The organism is Pseudomonas sp. L5B5 (genome assembly GCF_020520285.1).
GTDB lineage: Bacteria > Pseudomonadota > Gammaproteobacteria > Pseudomonadales > Pseudomonadaceae > Aquipseudomonas.
Map to the genome: position 1 here is coordinate 1,625,217 of NZ_CP084742.1, position 18,865 is coordinate 1,644,081.

Annotated in this window: 15 protein-coding genes; 8 read left to right on the top strand and 7 right to left on the bottom strand. The window is 64.6% G+C overall.

What is annotated here, in order from left to right; all coding sequences use genetic code 11:
* Nucleotides 1-2 precede the first annotated feature (2 nt).
* Entirely contained in the window at nt 3-902 is a 900-nt protein-coding gene (locus LGQ10_RS07285) for a LysR family transcriptional regulator (RefSeq protein ID WP_226525133.1), read from the bottom strand.
* Between the two features lie 162 nt (nt 903-1,064).
* Here LGQ10_RS07285 and LGQ10_RS07290 point away from each other — a divergent pair, with 162 nt between their 5' ends.
* Together LGQ10_RS07290 and LGQ10_RS07295 are read left to right on the top strand one after the other, a co-directional pair.
* The gene (locus LGQ10_RS07290) at nt 1,065-2,711 is read left to right on the top strand and encodes a GMC family oxidoreductase (RefSeq protein ID WP_226525134.1); all 1,647 of its coding nucleotides are present in this window, start codon (nt 1,065-1,067) and stop codon (nt 2,709-2,711) included.
* 181 nt (nt 2,712-2,892) lie between these two features.
* Entirely contained in the window at nt 2,893-4,515 is a 1,623-nt protein-coding gene (locus LGQ10_RS07295) for an MFS transporter (RefSeq protein WP_226525135.1), read from the top strand.
* A 53-nt stretch (nt 4,516-4,568) separates the two neighbouring features.
* Here the strand turns inward: LGQ10_RS07295 and LGQ10_RS07300 are convergent, their stop codons facing one another.
* Complete coding sequence (locus LGQ10_RS07300; RefSeq protein WP_226525136.1) at nt 4,569-5,792, bottom strand: DUF2599 domain-containing protein; 1,224 nt, start codon at nt 5,790-5,792, stop codon at nt 4,569-4,571.
* 203 nt (nt 5,793-5,995) lie between these two features.
* Between LGQ10_RS07300 and LGQ10_RS07305 the strand changes: the two genes are divergently transcribed.
* On the top strand, nt 5,996-6,742 hold the full coding sequence (locus tag LGQ10_RS07305; protein WP_226525137.1) for a glycine-rich domain-containing protein: 747 nt from the start codon (nt 5,996-5,998) through the stop codon (nt 6,740-6,742).
* A gap of 107 nt (nt 6,743-6,849) precedes the next feature.
* Here LGQ10_RS07305 and LGQ10_RS07310 read toward each other — a convergent pair whose 3' ends face one another.
* Nucleotides 6,850-8,307, bottom strand: a complete 1,458-nt coding sequence (locus tag LGQ10_RS07310; RefSeq protein ID WP_226525138.1) for a serralysin family metalloprotease — start codon at nt 8,305-8,307, stop codon at nt 6,850-6,852.
* A 270-nt stretch (nt 8,308-8,577) separates the two neighbouring features.
* Between LGQ10_RS07310 and LGQ10_RS07315 the strand changes: the two genes are divergently transcribed.
* Nucleotides 8,578-8,874, top strand: coding sequence for a hypothetical protein (locus tag LGQ10_RS07315; RefSeq protein WP_058434529.1), 297 nt, complete (start codon nt 8,578-8,580; stop codon nt 8,872-8,874).
* A 34-nt stretch (nt 8,875-8,908) separates the two neighbouring features.
* On the opposite strand, the gene LGQ10_RS07320 is transcribed toward LGQ10_RS07315, so the two are convergent.
* Complete coding sequence (locus LGQ10_RS07320; RefSeq protein ID WP_226525139.1) at nt 8,909-11,269, bottom strand: DNA polymerase II; 2,361 nt, start codon at nt 11,267-11,269, stop codon at nt 8,909-8,911.
* Nucleotides 11,270-11,304: 35 nt separating this feature from the next.
* Nucleotides 11,305-11,640, bottom strand: coding sequence for a hypothetical protein (locus LGQ10_RS07325; protein ID WP_226525140.1), 336 nt, complete (start codon nt 11,638-11,640; stop codon nt 11,305-11,307).
* A gap of 199 nt (nt 11,641-11,839) precedes the next feature.
* Between LGQ10_RS07325 and LGQ10_RS07330 the strand changes: the two genes are divergently transcribed.
* Nucleotides 11,840-12,169 carry a hypothetical protein gene (locus LGQ10_RS07330; protein WP_058438489.1) on the top strand — a complete coding sequence of 110 codons (330 nt, stop codon included), beginning with the start codon at nt 11,840-11,842 and terminating at the stop codon, nt 12,167-12,169.
* Nucleotides 12,170-12,338: 169 nt separating this feature from the next.
* On the opposite strand, the gene LGQ10_RS07335 is transcribed toward LGQ10_RS07330, so the two are convergent.
* Nucleotides 12,339-14,189, bottom strand: coding sequence for an amidohydrolase (locus tag LGQ10_RS07335; RefSeq protein ID WP_226525141.1), 1,851 nt, complete (start codon nt 14,187-14,189; stop codon nt 12,339-12,341).
* Between the two features lie 31 nt (nt 14,190-14,220).
* On the bottom strand, nt 14,221-14,799 hold the full coding sequence (locus tag LGQ10_RS07340) for an antibiotic biosynthesis monooxygenase (protein WP_226525142.1): 579 nt from the start codon (nt 14,797-14,799) through the stop codon (nt 14,221-14,223).
* A 443-nt stretch (nt 14,800-15,242) separates the two neighbouring features.
* Between LGQ10_RS07340 and LGQ10_RS07345 the strand changes: the two genes are divergently transcribed.
* From LGQ10_RS07345 to LGQ10_RS07355, 3 genes are all read left to right on the top strand, one after another.
* Entirely contained in the window at nt 15,243-16,136 is an 894-nt protein-coding gene (locus LGQ10_RS07345; RefSeq protein ID WP_058435641.1) for a LysR family transcriptional regulator, read from the top strand.
* Between the two features lie 65 nt (nt 16,137-16,201).
* The gene (locus LGQ10_RS07350) at nt 16,202-16,861 is read left to right on the top strand and encodes a methyltransferase family protein (protein WP_226526104.1); all 660 of its coding nucleotides are present in this window, start codon (nt 16,202-16,204) and stop codon (nt 16,859-16,861) included.
* A 629-nt stretch (nt 16,862-17,490) separates the two neighbouring features.
* Nucleotides 17,491-18,855, top strand: a complete 1,365-nt coding sequence (locus tag LGQ10_RS07355; RefSeq protein WP_226525143.1) for a glutamine synthetase family protein — start codon at nt 17,491-17,493, stop codon at nt 18,853-18,855.
* The last annotated feature ends 10 nt before the right edge of the window (nt 18,856-18,865 follow it).

The window sequence follows — 18,865 nt, forward strand, 5'->3', positions numbered from 1 at the left end:
CCCTAGACCTGTGGGGCGGTCCCCAGCAATACCGGCTGGTGCGTGCCGCACAGCTCCATGAGGTAGTCCCAGACCACCCGCAGGCGCACCGACTTGTGCAGTTCGCGGCGGGTGCTGATCCAGTAGGCGCGCTGGATGCTCTCGGTGGGCAGCAACGGCACCAGTTGCCGGTCCCTGGCGGCCATGTAGCACGGCAGCACGGCGATCCCCAGGCCGGAACGGGCCGCTTCCTGCTGGGCGATGACGCTGGTGCTGTGGAACACCACCTGGGGGTTGCGACAGAAACTGTTGAGGAACATCAGTTCCTGGCTGAACAGCAGGTCGTTGACGTAGCCGATCCAGGCATGGCGCCCGAGGTCCTCGCGGCTGCGCAACGGCGGTGCGCGATCCAGATAGGCCGCGCTGGCGTAAAGCGCCAGGCGGTAGTCGGTGAGCTTGCGGGTCACCAGCATGTCGGCGCTGGGCCGCTCGAGGTGGATGCTGATTTCCGCCTCGCGGTTGAGGATGCTGACGAACCGCGGCACCGCCACCAGCTCCACCTCCAGCCCCGGGTAGCGCTCGAACAGGCCACCCATGCGGCTGGCGAGGAACTTGACCCCCAGGCCCTCGGTGACGCCGACGCGGATCTTGCCCAGCAGCGCGCTGGACTGGGTGATTTCCTCCTGGGCCAGCAGTGCGACGTTCTCCATGGCCTCGGCGTGCTTGAGCAGCGCCTCGCCGGCCGGGGTCAGTTCATAGCCCTGGGCATGCTGGACGAACAGCGCGGTGCCCAGGGCCTTCTCCACCGCCTCGATGTGCCGCGCCACCGTGGCGTGGGTGGTGTTCAGGCGGCGCGCGGCGGTCAGCAGGCGCCCGCTGCGTTGCAGTTCGAGAAAAAAGCGCAGGTCGTTCCAGTCGAACATGGGGATTCCTTGCCGGTGCCGTGGGGCGAACGCTGTTAGAAAACGCACAGCGGGTGGGCAAAAACTAACATTCTTTTAACGAAAGCTAACAACTAGGATGAAGCACAAGGCTGCCGCGGATGACGGACAGCTGCTAATAAGAATCTGCCAACGAGGTCACGGATGCTTCCTGCCTTTGACGCTTACGACTACATCGTGGTCGGTGCCGGTCCCGCCGGCTGCCTGCTGGCCAATCGCTTGTCCGCCAACCCCGAGCACCGGGTGCTGCTGCTGGAAGCCGGTGGGCGCGACAACTACCCCTGGATCCACATTCCCGTCGGCTACCTGTTCTGCATCGGCAACCCGCGCACCGACTGGTGCTTCAAGACCGAGGCCGAGCCGGGCCTGCAGGGCCGCAGCCTGAGCTACCCGCGGGGCAAGGTGCTGGGGGGCTGCTCGTCGATCAACGGCATGATCTACATGCGCGGCCAGGCTGCCGACTACGATGGCTGGGCCGCCGAGGGCAACCCGGGCTGGAGCTGGAGCGAGGTCCTGGCGCTGTTCAAGAAGAGCGAGAACCACTTTGCAGGGGCCAGCCAGGTGCATGGCAGCACCGGTGAATGGCGGGTGGAGCGCCAGCGCCTGTCGTGGCCGATCCTCGATGCCTTTCGCAGCGCTGCCGAGCAGAGTGGCATCCCCAACATCGATGACTTCAACGGCGGCGACAACGAAGGTTGCGGCTACTTCCAGGTCAACCAGAAGGCCGGGGTGCGCTGGAACGCCGCCAAGGCCTTCCTCAAGCCCATTGCCCGGCGCCCCAACCTCACCGTGCTGACCGATGTCGAGGTCCAGCGGCTGATCCTCGAGGGCGGTCGCGCCACGGCGGTTCGCGCCATGGCCCAGGGACGCCTGCACAACTTCAAGGCCCGTCGGGAAATCATCCTCTGCGCCGGCTCCATCGGCTCGCCAAGCATCCTCCAGCGCTCCGGCATCGGCCCGGTGGCGCTCCTGCAACGCCTGGGTATCGGCGTCGCCCATGCCCTGCCCGGCGTGGGTGCGAACCTGCAGGACCACCTGCAACTGCGACTGATCTACAAACTGGACAACGCCCGTACCTTGAACCAGATCGCCGGCAGTCTCTGGGGCAAGATGGGCATGGGCCTGCGCTACCTGTACGACCGCAGCGGCCCGCTGTCCATGGCCCCCAGCCAGCTCGGCGCCTTTGCCCGGTCGGGCCCTGAACAGGCCACCGCCAACCTCGAATACCACGTGCAGCCGCTGTCCCTGGAACGCTTCGGCGAGCCGCTGCACAGCTTCCCGGCCTTCACTGCCTCGGTCTGCGACCTGCGCCCGCAAAGCCGTGGCCGGGTCGAGATTCGCTCGGTGGAAGCGGGCCAGGCACCGCTGATCCAGCCCAACTACCTGAGCCACCCGCAAGACCTGCAAGTGGCCGCCGATGCCATCCGCCTGACCCGGCGCATCGTCGCCGCCCCGGCCCTGCAAGCGTTCAGGCCCAGTGAATACCTGCCCGGTGCGCAATTGCAGAGCCAGGAGCAGTTGCATGAAGCCGCAGCGAAGATCGGCACCACCATCTTCCATCCGGTGGGCACCTGTCGCATGGGGCACGACGCCCAGGCCGTGGTGGACGCCCAACTGCGGGTGCATGGCATCGCCGGGTTGCGTATCGCCGATGCCTCGATCATGCCGCGCATCACCTCGGGCAACACCTGCTCGCCGACGCTGATGATCGCCGAGAAGGCCGCCGAGCTGATTCTTGCCACGACCACAAGGAGCACTACGCCGGAAAAACAGACCGCCTCTCCCGCCTGATTGTAGGAGCGAGGCTTGCCCGCGACAGAGCCAGCCGGCACGCCAGAGAGATCGAGCCGCCCACGCCGACGCTATCGCGAGCAAGCTTCGCTCCTACAGAGGCCGGTACAAAACCAGATAGCGACGCCACGCTGGCGCCGACAGTGGAACAACAAAAATAGTCACTGTGAGGGATATCGATATGTCGGAACATGCTCAAGCGATGGACGCCGCAGCCGTGGCGCCTACCAACAAGGAAAGCCAGAAGGTGATCTTCGCCTCGTCCCTCGGCACCGTCTTCGAGTGGTACGACTTCTTTCTCTACGGCGCCCTGGCGGCGGTGATCAGCAAGCAGTTCTTCGCCGGGGTCAACGACACCACGGCCTTCATCTTCGCCCTGATGGCCTTCGCCGCCGGCTTCGTGGTACGGCCCTTCGGGGCCCTGGTGTTCGGTCGCCTGGGGGACATGATCGGGCGCAAGTACACCTTTCTCGCCACCATCATCCTGATGGGCCTGGCCACCTTTGCCGTGGGCCTGTTGCCCAACTACGCCAGCATCGGCATCGCCGCGCCGATCATCCTGGTGGCCTTGCGCATGCTCCAGGGCCTGGCCCTGGGCGGCGAGTACGGCGGTGCCGCGACCTACGTGGCCGAGCACGCGCCCCAGGGCAAGCGCGGCCTGCACACCAGCTGGATCCAGTCCACCGCGACCCTGGGCCTGCTGCTTTCGCTGCTGGTGGTGCTGGGCTGCCGCTACTTCACTGGCGACCAGTTCGAGGTCTGGGGCTGGCGCCTGCCGTTCCTGCTGTCGATCGTGCTGCTGGGTATCTCCACCTGGATTCGCATGAGCCTGCACGAATCACCGGCCTTCCTGAAGATGAAAGAGGAAGGCCTCGCCAGCAAGGCGCCGATCCGCGAGTCCTTCGGCAAGTGGGAGAACCTCAAGGTGGTGCTGATCGCCCTGTTCAGCATCAATGCCGGGCAAGCAGTGACCTTCTACGCCGCGCAATTCTACGTGCTGTTCTTTCTCACCCAGTTCCTCAAGATGGACCCGGCCCTGGCCAACAGCCTGCTGATCATCAGCGTGGTGATCGGTGCGCCGATGTTCATCTTGTTCGGCTGGCTTTCGGACAAGATCGGCCGCAAGCCGGTGATGATGTTCGGCCTGCTGCTGGCCACGGCGCTGTACTTCCCGATCTTCAAGAGCCTGGCCCACTACGCCAACCCGGCCATCGACCAGGCCAGCCGCCAGGCGCCGATCGCCGTCACTGCCGACCCGGCCACCTGCACCTTCCAGTTCGACCCGGTGGGCAAGGCCCGCTTCGACAGCCCCTGCGACAAGGTCAAGACCTTCCTGGTGAAACAGGGCCTGCCCTACAGCAGCATTGCCGCCCCGGCTGGCAGTCCGGTGCAGGTCAGCGTCGGCGACGTGAAGATCGACGGTTTCGACGAGGCGGCCCTGCGTGGGGCGGTGACCCTGGCCGGCTACCCGCAACAGGCCGACAGCCAGAACGTCAACAAGGTCATGGTGGTCGCGCTGATCGTCGCCCTGATCCTGATCGCCGCCATGTGCTACGGCCCGCTGGCGGCGCTGATGGTCGAACTGTTCCCGACCCGCATCCGCTACACCTCGATGTCCCTGCCCTACCACATCGGCAACGGCTGGTTTGGCGGCTTCCTGCCCACCGTGTCCTTTGCCCTGGTGGTGTACACCGGCGACATCTTCTACGGCCTCTGGTACCCGGTGTTGATCACTGGGGCCAGCCTGGTGATCGGCCTGCTGTGCCTGAAGGAAACCCGTGACGTGGACATCCATCACCTCTGAAAGAAAGCCCGGGTCCTGGGACCCGGGCGCCTTGCCCCACCCTACTCGGGGACTCAGATGTTGTTGCAGCCCTTGGCGATGGAGTCCTCGTTGGAGGTGTAGGGGCGCGAGGGCTCCAGGTTCCACTCGGGCTTGTTGCGGGCGATGTTGAAGTGGCAGACCAGCTGGCGGCGCATGCTGCCCACCGTGCTGTCGCGGTTGTCCGGGTTGTTCTTCCACTGGGCATCGAGGTAGTGATCGCTGGCCAGTTCGTTGAAGAAGTTGTTGGTCTGGTTGTCCTGGACCTTGCGCCCGCAATCGGTGGGGATGACTTCCAGGGTCATGACCTTCTTGCCGAAGCCCGGGTCGTCACGCTCGATCCAGGCGGCACTCTGCACATAACGTTCGCAGCTGTTCTTCTCGGTGATGGGGTAGATCACCTGTTTCTTGTTGTCGTAGACAAAGCTCGCCTCCTGCTGGGGTGTCTGCGGCAGCTTCATGTTGATCACCGGCAGGTACTGCTGGACTGCCTTGTACCACTGGATCTGGTTCAGGCGCGCGCCTTCCAGGCCGCCCTCCTCGGTGTAGAACAGCGCCAGGATCGACGGCGACTGCGGCGGTTTTTCCTCCCACTTGGCCAGGCGCAGCTCGTTCTGGGTGCCGAAGGATTCGGCGGCGATCTGCGCCATGGAACGGATGCTCTGGTAGAACGCCGGGCCGGCGGCGGTGTTGCGCTCGTCACGCACATCGAAGGAGCACTGGCGCGAGTGATCGCCCCGGTTCTGCCGGTAGTTGGCGCCCCATTGCTCGGCGGTGGTCACACCAACCTCGTGGCAGAACTTCTCGACGCTGCCCGGGGTGCGCCGGGAGTCGGTGCACCCCTGCTGCTGGCGATCGTCGGTGGCGGCGTCGATGGGAAAGGAGCACAGCACGGCATAGTCCTGGTGATCCTTGGGGTTGCCGAAGATGGTGTCGAAGATGAAGCCGCTCTGCAGGCCGTAGGCCAGCTTGCGGAACTTGGAATCCTTGCGCAGGTAGGACGCCGAGACGCCGCCGCTGGCCTGGCTTTTGGGGCTGATGCTGTAGAACTGGTAGTCGGTGGAGGGCCAGGTGGCGCGAAACAGCACACCGGAGCAGAGGAACGCCGGCTTGGACGGGCCGCCACAGTCCTGGCGAGTGTCGTTGTACAGCTGATTGAGACGGGCCACCGTGTCGCTGCCCTGGTCGGCTTGGGCGGTGGGCAGCAGGCACAGGCCCGCCAGGCCCACGGCGAGAGAGAGTGAGGTGCTGGGTTTCATGGCATGACTTCCGTGTGGGGTGAAATCCATGGCCGGGCGCAAGTGCGACCGGCGCCAGCCAGAGGATAGAAGCACGACCTGGCGCCACCGGGGTTTTTCCGTCATCTGTCCCCGGTCGCCGCTGCCCGGCCGCGACGGTCTCCGGCTTGAACAAACCGCGGCTTTGCGCCACTGTCTGGGCCCCCTTGCGCTGGAGACCTCGCATGCTGTTCATCTTGCCCACCGTGGCCGCGCTGGCCCTGGTCCTGCTGTTCTGGCGACGCCAGAAAACCCTGGCGGTCCTGCGGCGCGAAGCCTTCATTCGCACCTTCAGCCTGCCGCCCGGATTGTTCGTGCCCCTGCGGGCCCGGCACCCGCAATTGACCCTCAAGGACTGCCAACTGGTGGCCCAGGGCTTGCGCCAGTTTTTCCTGGCGTATCTCAAAAGCGGCCAGCGTTATGTCTCTATGCCCTCCCAGGTGGTGGACGACCTGTGGCATGAGTTCATCCTCCACACCCGGGAGTACCAGGCGTTCTGCCACAAGGCGTTCGGCCAGTTCCTGCACCACACCCCGGCAGCGGCCCTGGGCCGCGATGCCGAACGCCAGAGCGACGACGGGCTGCGCCGAATCTGGCAGCAGGCCTGCCGCGAAGAGAACATCAACCCCGCCCAGCCTAGCCGCCTGCCGCTGCTGTTCGCCCTGGACACCAAGCTGAAGATCGCCCAGGGCTTCCACTACGTCGCCGACTGCCAGTCCCTGCGGCGCCAGGGCGACAGCAGCGCCGGCAGCACGGTGGTTCACTGCGGCAGCGACCTGCACAGCAGCTCCCTGGGCAGCGACTCGTCCCCCAGCAGTTCCAGCAGCTCCGACAGCGACAGCTCGCGCTTCGGCGGCGACGGTGGCAGCGACGCAGGGGGTGACAGCAGTGGTTGCGGAGGCGGGGGTTGTGGCGGAGGGGGCGGCGACTGAGCACCGGGGAAGCCGGTGGCGGTCGGGCTGCTACCGAGCAGCTGGCAGGCCCTGACCGGTAGTGTGGAAGCGGCGCATGGCGCGCCGCTTCCATTGGCTTGGGTCGATCAGGCGATGATGTCGGTCGTGGCCGCCTGGCCAACGATACCCACGGCAAAATCCGCCGTGCCGTGGCCGGTGAGGTCTACCAGCAGGCTGCTCTGGTTGGTGTCGGCGAAATAGCTGAGGATCGCATCGCCCGCATGCCCGGTGAAGGCATTGACGAAGTTCAGCGTTGCGCCGCCGGTCGCGAACTGCGGGATGCCGGTGAGGTCGATCTTGTCCTGGCCACTGGCGAAATCCATGATCCAGTCCGGCGCGTCAAAGGTGGAATCCGACGCCGCACCAAACACGAAGGTGTCAGCCCCTGCCCCGCCCCACAGGGTATCGCCACCGCCACCACCGTAGAGGATGTCGTTGCCGGCACCGCCTTCGAGGATGTTGGCCGCCGCATTGCCGATCAGCAGGTCGTTGCCGGAACCGCCAATGGCATTCTCCACGGTCACGCCATAGGCGATGGAGACGTTGCCCACCAGGCCGCCAACGTCGGAGAAGGAACCGGCGTTGAGGTTGATCTTCTGGTTATGAGTGAAACCCGAGAAATCCAGGGTGTCGTTGCCGCCGCCGTCCCAGACCGCGAACACCAGCTTGTCGCTGTTGGAGTGGGCGCTGTAGAAATCCCGTCCGGTGTTGGAGTTGAAGCCGTACACGGTGTCGTCGGCACGGGTCTGGTAGTTGGCGCCGTAGAGCTTCTGCACCGCGACGATGTCATCCACCAGCGGCGCCGAGGCATAGGCCCCGCTGCCATCCTTGGTGAAGCTCTGGCCGGTGTTGCTCTCGCTCCAGTAGCTCATCAGGCTGTAGCCACGGGTGTCCTGGGCGTAGCTGGCATCCTTGTAGGTAGGGTTGCCGTTGCCGGCGTTGTACGTTCCAGGATGGGACAGGCCCAGGGTATGGCCGATCTCGTGGGTCAGGGTCTGGCGTCCGTAGTTGCCGGTGCCGGGGGTCTCGTTGACTCGGTACTGGCTGTTGATCAGGTACCAGGACTGACCGTCGTAGCTGCCCCCGGATGGCAGGTAGGCAAAGGCCGCGCCACCGGTACTGACGTTGTAGTTGCCGAACGTCATGTGCCCGTCGCCGCCCTTGGCCGCCTCGGTGAAGCTGACATTGGCCACGTCCGCCCAGGACTGCATGGACAGCACGGCCTGGGCCTTCTGCAAGGCACTGAACTGGCTGAAGGTCCCCAGGGACGGGTTGTAGTTGGCAGGTTTGTCGGTGAGGAAGGTGTAGGTCAGGTCGATCTTGCCGTCGCCGTTCTTGTCGTGCCATGACAGGTTCTTGCGCAGGATCGAATCAGCCGCCTGGTCGGCGGTGAACGACGGCTTGCCGTTCACCAGGTCGCTGCCGCCACGATCATAGAGGTGACTGAAGGCCTGTACCTGTTGGTAGGCGTTGCTGGCTTGTGCGGCCGGGTCGGCCCAGTTCCAGGTGATTTCCGACAGTGCTTGTGACAGTGTCTTTGACATTGTTACGTCCTTGTTCCAGACAAAAGATATTCGATAGAACACAAACGACCCCGCCTGCGAGATCGTCCTATCACTCGCCCATAGAGGCGCTGAAAAACTGACACAGTCGTCGACGGCGAGTCCATGGTTTTTTTTGTCCGACAAACCCGCTGAATCCCTTGGATTCGAGGGGACATTTTCCACTCGCACGCGTACCGCACCGACGCTAGGCTAGGCACTTGTCCGGGGCCTGCCACGCCGCGTCCGCCCCCTTTCCTCGAGGAGTCCGAAATGCGCAATATCCTGCTGCTGGGCGCTTTGCTGATCGCCGCCGGTGCGGCCCAGGCCGAAGGTATCCCGCTGTTCAACGTCGCCTGTCCCGGCAACCTGGCCGTCAGCGCCGACCAGGGCGGGCCGGTCTATCTCAACGGCAAGGCGGTGGAGAGCCATGCCGTGGATGAACGGCATTTCCAGGTCAAAACGCCACAGGCGAGCCTGTCCATCAGTGTCGAGGACGACGATTCGGTGAGCGTGAAGTACACCGACAAACACGGCGCCAGCAGCCTGTGCGAGGCCGTCGACGACTGACCCTGTCCCTCACAGGGGCCTTCGCTGGCAGGCCTCAGAACAGTCCCATCTGCCCACCCACCAGGGTCGTGAAGTCGTCCTGCACGAAGGGCAGGATGGCGTCCGCCACCGGCTGCAACTGCCGGGTCAGGTAGTGCTCGTAGTCGATGGCGGCCCGGCGGTTTTCCAGGGGCTCCGGGCCGGCCAGGGTGATCACGTAGCTGATCCACCCGCCCTTCTGGTATTGCAGCGGGCGACCCTGTTCGCGGTTGTACTCGTCCGCCAGGCGCGCGGCACGGACATGGGGCGGGACGTTGCGCTCGTAATCGTCCAGGGGCCGGCGCAGGCGCTTGCGGTAGATCAGCAGGTCGTCCTGCTGGCCAGCCAGCGTGCGCTGCACATAGTCGCGTACGTAATCCTGGTACGGCTGGCGATGGAAGATGCGCTGGTACAGCTCCTGCTGGAACTCCCGGGCCAGCGGCGACCAGTCGGTACGCACGGTCTCCAGCCCCTTGTAGACCATTTCCTGGCGGCCATCGGCACGTTGCACCAGGCCGGCGTAGCGCTTCTTGCTGCCCTCCTCGGCCCCGCGGATGGTGGGCATCAGAAAGCGTTTGTAGTGGGTTTCGAACTGCAACTCCAGGGCGCTTTCCAGGCCGTACTGCTGGTGCAGATGATCACGCCACCACTGGTTGACGTGGGCCACCAGGGCACGGCCGATCTGCCCGGCCTGCTCCTCGTCATGCGCACTGCCAAGCCAGACGAAGGTGGAGTCGGTGTCGCCATAGATCACCTGGTGCCCCTGGGCTTCGATCAACTGCCGGGTGCGGGCCATGATCTCGTGCCCGCGCAGGGTGATGGACGAAGCCAGGCGTGGATCGAAGAAGCGACAGCCACTGGAGCCCAGGACCCCGTAGAAGGCGTTCATGATGATCTTCAGCGCCTGGGACAGCGGCGCATTGTGCTCGCGCTTGGCCACCTCCCGGCCTTCGGCGACCCGGGTGACGATGGACGGCAGGCAATGCCGGGTGCGAGAGAAGCGCGCCCCGCGAAAACCCGCCACCGAATGCTGCTCATCGGGCTGGCGCAGGCCCTCGACCAGCCCCACCGGGTCGATCAGGAAGCTGCGGATGATCGATGGGTACAGGCTCTTGTAGTCCAGCACCAGCACCGATTCGTAGAGCCCGGGCCGCGAGTCCATGACGAAACCACCGGGGCTGGCCTCGGGCGGCAGTTCGCCGAGGTTGGGGGCGACGAAACCCTGGCGGTGCATCAGCGGCATGTACAGGTGGGTGAAGGCCGCCACCGAACCGCCGCTGCGATCGGCGGGCAAGCCGGTGACCGTGGCCCGCTCCAGGAGGAAGGTCAGCAGTTCGGTCTTGGCGAAGATCCGCGTCACCAGCTCGCAGTCCTTGAGGTTGTAGCGGGCCAGGGCCGGCTTGTCCTCGGCGAACATGCGGTTGATCTCGTCCATGCGCTGGTAGGGGTTGTCGATGGACTTGCCCTCGCCAAGCAGGGTCTGGGCGACGTTCTCCAGGCTGAAGGACGGGAAGCTCCAGGTGGCCGAGCGCAGGGCCTCGATGCCGTCGATGATCAGCCGCCCCGCCGCCGAGGCGAAGTAATGGTTGTGGGTGGCATGCTCGCGCCAGTGCATTTCCTCGCCACCACGGCCCAGGCGCAGCGGCACGGCCAGGCGCCGGGCATGTTCATGCAGCACCCGCAGATCGAACTGCACCAGGTTCCAGCCAATGATCGCGTCGGGATCATGGTCGACCAGCCACTGGTTGAGCTTGTGCAGCAATTGCTCGCGGCTGGCGCAGAACTCGAGGTCGAAATCCACCGCGCTGTCGTCGGCCCGGGCCTTGCCGAGCATGTACACCTGGCGCTGGCCGCAGCCTTCCAGGGCAATGGAGTACAGCTCGCCACGCTCGCTGGTCTCGATGTCCAGGGACACCAGGCGCAGCCGCGGCCGATAGTCCGCCGCCGGCTTCATCTGCGCCTCCAGCAGCAACCCGTCCGGGCCGGGCTGGCCGCTGAACTGAACCGGTGCGGTGATGAAGCGTTCCATCAGGTAGCGCTCCGGCGGCCGAATGTCGGCTTCCAGCACTTCGACGCCGGCTCGACGCAGGGTCTTGTCCAGGCGCATCAGCTGGTTGTGCTGCGGGCAATACAGGCCCAGCACCGGGCGCTGGTGGAAATCGCGCAGCTGCAGGGGGCGCAGTTCGACATCCGGGTCATCGGCCAGCAGGCGTTCGGCCTGGGGTCGCTGCACGGCCGGGATGAAGGCCACGGAAGTCTGCAACGGCAAGCGCAGGTGACGCGGCCCCTGGTCGGTGGCCAGCCAGAATTCGACTTCCGTACCGGCTGGCGTATCGCGCCAGTGCCGCGTCAGGACGAAGCCTTGTTGTACATCCACCGTTGCAACCTCAGGACCGTTTCAAGGCGCCGATTCTACCTGCCCAGGCCCCGGTCAGGGGCCTGGATGATGGCTTTATGGCTATTGTCGGACAATATGTAGTGCATGAAAATTTCCACTACAAAACCGTTGACGAGCGGATTCCGCCCTTGCATGATGCAGGCGTCCCCCCGATCGGGGGACGAGGCAAAGGTGTTATGAGCAAGCTCGTCTGACCGCCGAGCTGTTGACCCGGATGTGTACTGCCCACAAGGCAGATTGATGAAACTGACCTGGCATTGACCGTGCGGATACGACGGGAAAGCTGGCGAGAACTCTTCAAGATGCTTGTGGCCGATGGTGGGAATGTCGGCAGATTCATCCCGGTTCATGCTGCTTTTCTATCGTTGTGACGCTCTCTGCGTAGCAGTTGATCAAGGTAACTACACACATCAGGCTCTGGGCCTTATCTGTATCCGACAGACACCCTCTGTCGCCCTGTTTCCGGTATCAGGGTTCAACTTACCGACGTAGCAAGATGAATTAGCGAATCAACTCAGATAGATCGATGAATGGTCAAGGGGGCTACAAATGAATCTTAACAATCAACCCACTATTGATGAATTGGCACGTATGTTCGCCGCACAGAAAGACAGCCACGACAGCCACATCCTGTGGATTGCCAAGTCGGGCCAAGTGCATATCGACTGCCTGTCGCCCCATAGCCATGAAGCAGAGTTCGACCAGAACAACCGGGACCTCGCGGCCCGCCTGAAGATGTACCGCCGCGGGCAGGGTTATGTCGGCAGGAAAGCCGCCGCCGACAAGGACTTCATCGGTCGAGTACTGGAGACCTTGAAAGCCGAGTGGCAGTCGCTGCGCGGCAACTCGGAAGTTCGGGTCATCGATCGGTTTTGCTAATAAACGGCCAATGCCTGGCTGATAAAAGCCCAATGAAACAACAATAAAAACGGGCGCTCTTCGAGAGCGCCCTTTTTATTGCGTCGTGAAACTAACCAGTCACTGCGATTCAAGCTTTCCTAATATTTTTCATTCATGCCGCTGCTATTTTTTCATGACAGCAGTGGGTCTAGAAAGCAAAGCACGAACAACCAAACGCTCCCCAGAAGCCCTGGAAATCACTCACCGGCACCGATGATTGGCGAGCCCGCTCATGACCATGGGCGTGTACCGCACAAGGTCCGTTGCACTGGTGCACCTGATTCTGCAACGGCGCGCCCGGTTTCCAGTGCCCCGGCACCTTGGCCACTGGCGACCAGTCGGGGGTTACCGGCAAGGCAGGCGGAGCCAGCGTGGCGAAATCGCCAGCGGCGTTAACCACCTTGCCGCCCACCACGGTCAGCAGGGACTCGATCCACTTGATCGCCTCCTCCTCCACCTGGAAGTAGTCCGCCGACAGGGCCACCAGGTCCGCCAGTTGCCCGACCTTGATCTGGCCCTTCTTGCCCTGCTCCGAAGAGAACCAGGCGCTGCCGTGGGTGTAGAGCTCCAGCGCGGTGTCGCGGTCCAGGCCCTGGGGGTACAACGCCAGGCCGCCTACCGTCCTGCCGCTGACCATCCAGTACAGCGAGGTCCAGGGGTTGTAGCTCGAGACACGGGTGGCGTCGGTGCCGGCCCCTACCGGAATGCCTTCGGCGAGCATGCGCTGGATCGGCGGGGTCATCTCGGCCGCCTTGGCGCCGTAACGGTCGACGAAATACTCGCCCTGGAAGGCCATGCGGTCCTGGATCGCGATGCCACCGCCCAGGGCCCGGACCCGCTCGATGTTTCTCGGGCTGATGGTCTCCGCGTGGTCGAAGAACCACGGCAGGCCGTTGAAGGGAATGTCGCGATCGACCTTTTCGAACACCTCGAGCATGCGCGAGATGGATTCGTCGTAGGTGGCGTGCAGGCGGAACGGCCAGCGCTGCTCCACCAGGTGGCGGACCACTGGTTCCAACTCCTGCTCCATGGCCTGCGGCAGATCGGGACGCGGTTCGAGGAAGTCCTCGAAATCGGCGGCGGAGAACACCAGCATCTCCCCTGCTCCGTTGTGCCGCAGGAAATCGTCGCCCTGGCCGTAGCGCACGCTGGCGGTCCAGTTCCTGAAGTCGATCAGTTCCTCCTTGGGTTTCTGGGTGAACAGGTTGTAGGCGATGCGCACGGTCAGTTGCTGCTTGGCCGCCAACTCGTTGATGACCTGGTAGTCGTCCGGGTAGTTCTGGAAGCCACCACCGGCATCAATGGCACTGGTGACGCCAAGGCGATTGAGCTCGCGCATGAACTGGCGGGTGGAGTTGACCTGGTATTCCAGGGGCAACCTGGGCCCCTTGGCCAGGGTCGCATACAGAATCATCGCGTTGGGCCGAGCGATCAGCATGCCGGTGGGATTGCCATTGCCATCGCGGACGATCTCGCCCCCCGGTGGATTCGGCGTATTGCGGTCGTACCCCACCACCCGCAGCGCGGCCCGATTGAGCAAGGCACGGTCATACAGGTGCAGGACGAACACCGGGGTATCCGGCGCCGCCTGGTTCAGTTCCTCCAGGGTTGGCATGCGCTTCTCGGCGAACTGGAATTCGTTCCAGCCGCCCACGACTCGTACCCATTGCGGCGCCGGGGTGCGCAGGGCCTGTTCCTTGAGCAGGCGCAGGGCATCCGCCAGCGACGGCACGCCTTCCCAACGCAACTCAAGGTTGTAGTTGAGGCCGCCACGGATCAGGTGCAGATGCGAGTCGTTGAGCCCGGGGATCACCGTGCGCCCCATAAGGTCGATGACCTGGGTGGCGGTACCGCGCAGGGCCATGGCCTGGGCATCGTTGCCCACGGCGATGAAGCGCCCGTCCTTGATCGCCACCGCGCTGGCCCGGGGCTTGGCCCGGTCCACGGTGTGCAAGCGGCCATTGAACAGAATCAGATCGGCAATTGCATCGGGTTTCATGGCATTGCTCCAAATGAAGATCGGGAAGGAATCAGCCCGCACTGCGCGGTTGCAGCCAGCGGCTGAACAGGCGAGTGACCCGGGGCATGAAAACGTAGACCACCAGCAGCACGATGCTCAGGGTGATCAGCACATTGGCCTGCACATAACCGCCGAGCCAGGGCAATTGGGCAAACAGCGGTTTCCACAACTGCGGCACCAGGAAGCTCAGCGGCAGGATCACCAAAAAAGTCACGCAGGCTTGTTTCCAGCGGGGCGGTGGAGTGGGTGCGCTGCTGTCCTGGGGGGTAAACCAGAATTCGCGTTCGACGTTGACTTCGGTCTGGTCCCCATCAGCCAGCAGATGCCGGGCCTGCTCTACCAATTGCCGGCGGTCGGCAGAATCCAGCCAGTGCTGCAGCTGCTCGGTACTGGCAAAGCGCAGCACGCTGGTGAACAGTCCTAGACCACCGCTGTGGCCACGCACCACGTCGATTCCCAGGTGCCCGGGGTAGCTGCGGGCCTTGGCGATGATCTGCCGCAACCAGGTTTCATAGGCCTGATCCTGGCCCTTCTTGACCCGGTGGCGCACCAGCAAGGTCACCACGCCGTCAGTGATTTCGATGTTCATGTTTGACTCCGTACTGCCAGGAAGATCAGAGCCCCGCGAAGGGCATGCCGTTGCAGGGGGCACAGGCGGCCTAGGGGACCCTTGGAGGTTCCGAAGCCCGGGGTGCCGGTACTCGAGCCGGCTGTTGCCAGGTCACCGATACCGCGCCGGCCTGGAACAGGGGAAGCTCGTCAGGTTGCAGATCCTTGCCGTCCTGGCCAGGGCCACGGTGTCGCTCTTCAAAGGTGGATGATTGAGCGGGATGAGCGCGCGGTCGTTGAGAGGTAGGGATTCGAGCATGGACATGACGCATTCCTTTTGCAGTCGGGCTGGGGGGCGAACATGACCGGATGATGGCGCTGGATGCGTCCTGAATAACCGGCCTGGCGGCTAATCTAGGTGCTGGCCGTAGCAGGAACAATTCCCTAAAATCGGGAATCATTGATTCCAGATCAGGGACAATCATGGACCGTATCGAATGCATGCGCGCCTTCGTCGTCACCGTCGACGAGAACGGTTTTGCCGCCGCGGCTCGCACGATGGAAGTGCCTCGGTCCAAGGTCAGCAAGCAGATCCAGGCCCTGGAAGAAGCCCTCGGCGTGCAACTGCTACAACGCACGACTCGTAGCCTGCACCTGACCGAAGCCGGTGCCGAATACTACGAATCCGCCCGCGAGGTGCTGGCGGCGGTGGACGAGGCCGAACAGCGGGCCCGGGATGGCCGTGCCGAGTTGCGCGGTGTACTGCGGGTCAACGCGCCGATGTCCTTCGGCCTGCGTCGGCTCGGACCGCTGGTGCCGCTGTTCCATGAACTGCATCCGCTGATCGAGCTGCAGCTGGTGCTCAGCGACCAGCAAGTGGACCCGGTACGCGGCGGCTTCGACGTGACACTGCGGATCGCCAGCCTGGCGGACTCGTCCATGGTGGCCCGGCAACTGGCGCCGGCGCCACGGATCATGGTCGCCTCCCCTGGCTACCTCCAGCGTGCAGGCATGCCCGGCCAGCCCAGGGACCTGAGCAGTCATCAGTTCCTCAACTACGGCTATCTGCAAAGTGGCGTCAGCCTGCAATTGAGCAACGGCAGCGACACCCAGCGGGTGCACGTGACCGGGCCCCTGCATGCCAACAATGGCGACCTGCTGGCCCAGGCCGCCGAGGCCGGAATGGGCATCGCCCTGTTGCCGGACTTCATCGTCGAGGAGGCCCTCGCCGCAGGACGCCTGGAGCCGGTACTGTGCCAGTGGCAGGCGCCTCCCATCAGCATCAACGTGGTCTACCCCTCGGCCCGGCGAGTGCCGCAGAAGACCCGGGTGTTCATCGATTTCCTGGTGAGCCGGCTGGCAACCGCCAGTCCCTGAACAGCAGCACCGCAATGAACGCTCTCCTACACTCACAAGAGGCACTGTTCCTTGCGCGGTCGATCATGAACATCTCTCCCCGGCTGGCCGTCTCCAGCCTGCTCGGCGCCCTGGCCTACCTTGGCCTGGCGATCTGGGGACGCGGCGGCTTCGCGGCGTTCTTCGGCCACCCGGCCTTGATCCTGGTCGCCCTGGCCACGCTGCTGATGGTGGTGGCCTCGCTGTACACCCAGGTCAACCTCAGCAGCGGCGACCAGGAGGACCGGGGCAATCGCTGGGTGTTGCCGGTGTTCGGCGTAATCGGCCTGGCGAGCGGATTCCTGCCGGCCTACTGCGATCGCCTGGACGTCTGGACCTTCGGCGGCGAAGGCCTGCGCTGGCTGGGTGCGCTGCTGTTCGCGGCCGGTGGCGCGCTGCGCCTGTGGCCGGTGTTCATCCTGGGCCGGCGCTTCAGCGGGTTGGTGGCGATCCAGCCGGGCCACAGACTGGTCACCGATGGCCTGTATCGCCACCTGCGCAACCCCAGCTATCTCGGTTTGCTGGTCAACGCGGTGGGCTGGGCGCTGGCCTTTCGCTCCGGGCTGGGCCTGCTGCTGGCGGCCCTGACCCTGGTGCCGCTGATTGCCCGGATCCATGCCGAGGAAGCCTTGCTCCGCAAGCATTTCGGCAAGCCCTACGAGGATTACTGTGCCCGCAGCTGGCGCCTGCTGCCCGGGGTCTACTGACGCCCTGTAAAAAAATCAGACAGCTTCGCCAGTCCAAAGGCGCCGCTCTAGCCCGGCAATTTGCGCCTGGTCTCCAACGGTTTTCCTGGGCCAGGCACCTTTACCACCCCCTTACATTGGCTGGCGGATTCTTGCAGTATGGCTTCGCCCCGGGGCTTGCGGCCCCCACGGCGCCCGGTCCACACGAAGAATAATCACAGCGAACTCGACAGCGAGATCACCCGGCCGATGTCCCTCCTGAACCCGTGCCACGGATTCGCCAGACCCGCCACCACGGCTTGCAGCCGGGGCCGTGCGAGTGTCGGCGGCGCACGAGGATCGCTGTCCACTCGCTCACGTCCATTGCCCGCCCAATGCCCTCATGAGGTCCATGGGGATCGCGCCGTCGTCATCGGTTATTACCTGCTGGACAGGGCTTGCCCATGAAACTCCTGGTCAACCTGCCCATGGCCCTGTGCCGCTCCCGCCTGCGCCACTCCTCACGCCCTCCGGATCACTCGCTCCCGGCCTGATCGCGCACTGCGCGCGCCACGCCCCAGATCTGCCTTGTGCCCCTGCGAACGCCCGTGCGTGGTGTCGTCGCAGGACCTGAAGACCTGTGCGCCCTGACGGCGCAAGCGAGAACGACAATGAATTTTGCCGCCCCCGAAGAGGCCCGTGACTTCCTGGCCGCCAACCCCGATATCGACATGATCGAGCTGTTCATCCTCGACGCCAACGGCGTGCCCCGAGGCAAGCTGCTGCACCGCGAGGAACTGCTGACGGTGTACGAAAGCGGCCGGCCATTGCCCAGCACCATCCTCGGCCTGACCCTCAATGGCGACGACGTGGAGAATTCCGGGCTGGTGTGGGACGTGGGTGACATCGACTGCCGCGCCTATCCCCTGGCCGGCAGCCTGGTACGCCTGCCCTGGCGGCAGATCCCCACTGCCGCGGTGCAGGTCAGCATGCACCCGCAGGAAGGCATGCCCGCCAGCATCGCCGATCCGCGCCATCTGCTGATCAAGATCATCGACCGGCTCAAGGCCGACGGTTATTACCCGGTAATGGCCTGTGAGCTGGAGTTCTACCTGCTCGACGCCCGGCGCGACGCCGAGGGTCGTCCGCAACCCGCGCTGGATGCCGATGGCGGCCGGCCACGCACGACACAAGTCTATGGCTTGCGTGAGCTGGAGCAGATCGAGCCCTTTCTCGCCGACCTCTATGCCGCCTGCAAGCTGCAGGGCATTCCGGCGCGCACGGCGATTTCCGAGTATGCCCCTGGCCAGGTGGAGATCACCCTGGAGCATGGCGATGCCCTCCAGGCCATGGACCAGGCCGTGCGCTACAAACGCCTGGTCAAGGCCGTGGCCCACAAGCACGGGATGCAGGCCACCTTCATGGCCAAGCCTTTCGACCACCTGGCCGGCACCGGCATGCACATGCACGTGAGCGTCGCCAATGCCGACGGCCACAACCTGTTCGCGACCCAGGACCCGGCCGGTACCCCACTGCTGCGCCACGCGGTAGGCGGCATGCTCGCCTCACTGCTGGACAGCCTGCTGCTGTTCTGCCCCAACGCCAACTCCTACCGACGCTTCCAGGCCAACAGCTATGCACCGCTGGCCCCGACGTGGGGCGTCGACAACCGCACCGTGAGCCTGCGGGTGCCGGGCGGCCCGGCCAACAGCCGGCACATCGAGCATCGTATCTGCGGCGCCGACGCCAACCCCTACCTGGCCGCCGCCGCGATCCTCGCCGCTGTCCACCGGGGCCTGCGCAAACAACTCGATCCGGGCGCCCCGGTCCAGGGCAACGGTTATGCCCAGGCCAAGGAGCTGCTGCCCACCGACTGGCTGACCTCCCTCGCCGCCCTGGAGCGATCGACCTGGGCTCGCGAAGCCCTGGGCAGCGAGTTTCTCGGCGTGTACCTGGCGGTCAAGCGTGCCGAGTACCGCCAGTTCATGGCCGAAGTCGGCGAGCAGGATTGGCGCTGGTACCTGGCCCAGGCCTGAGGCCCCTGCT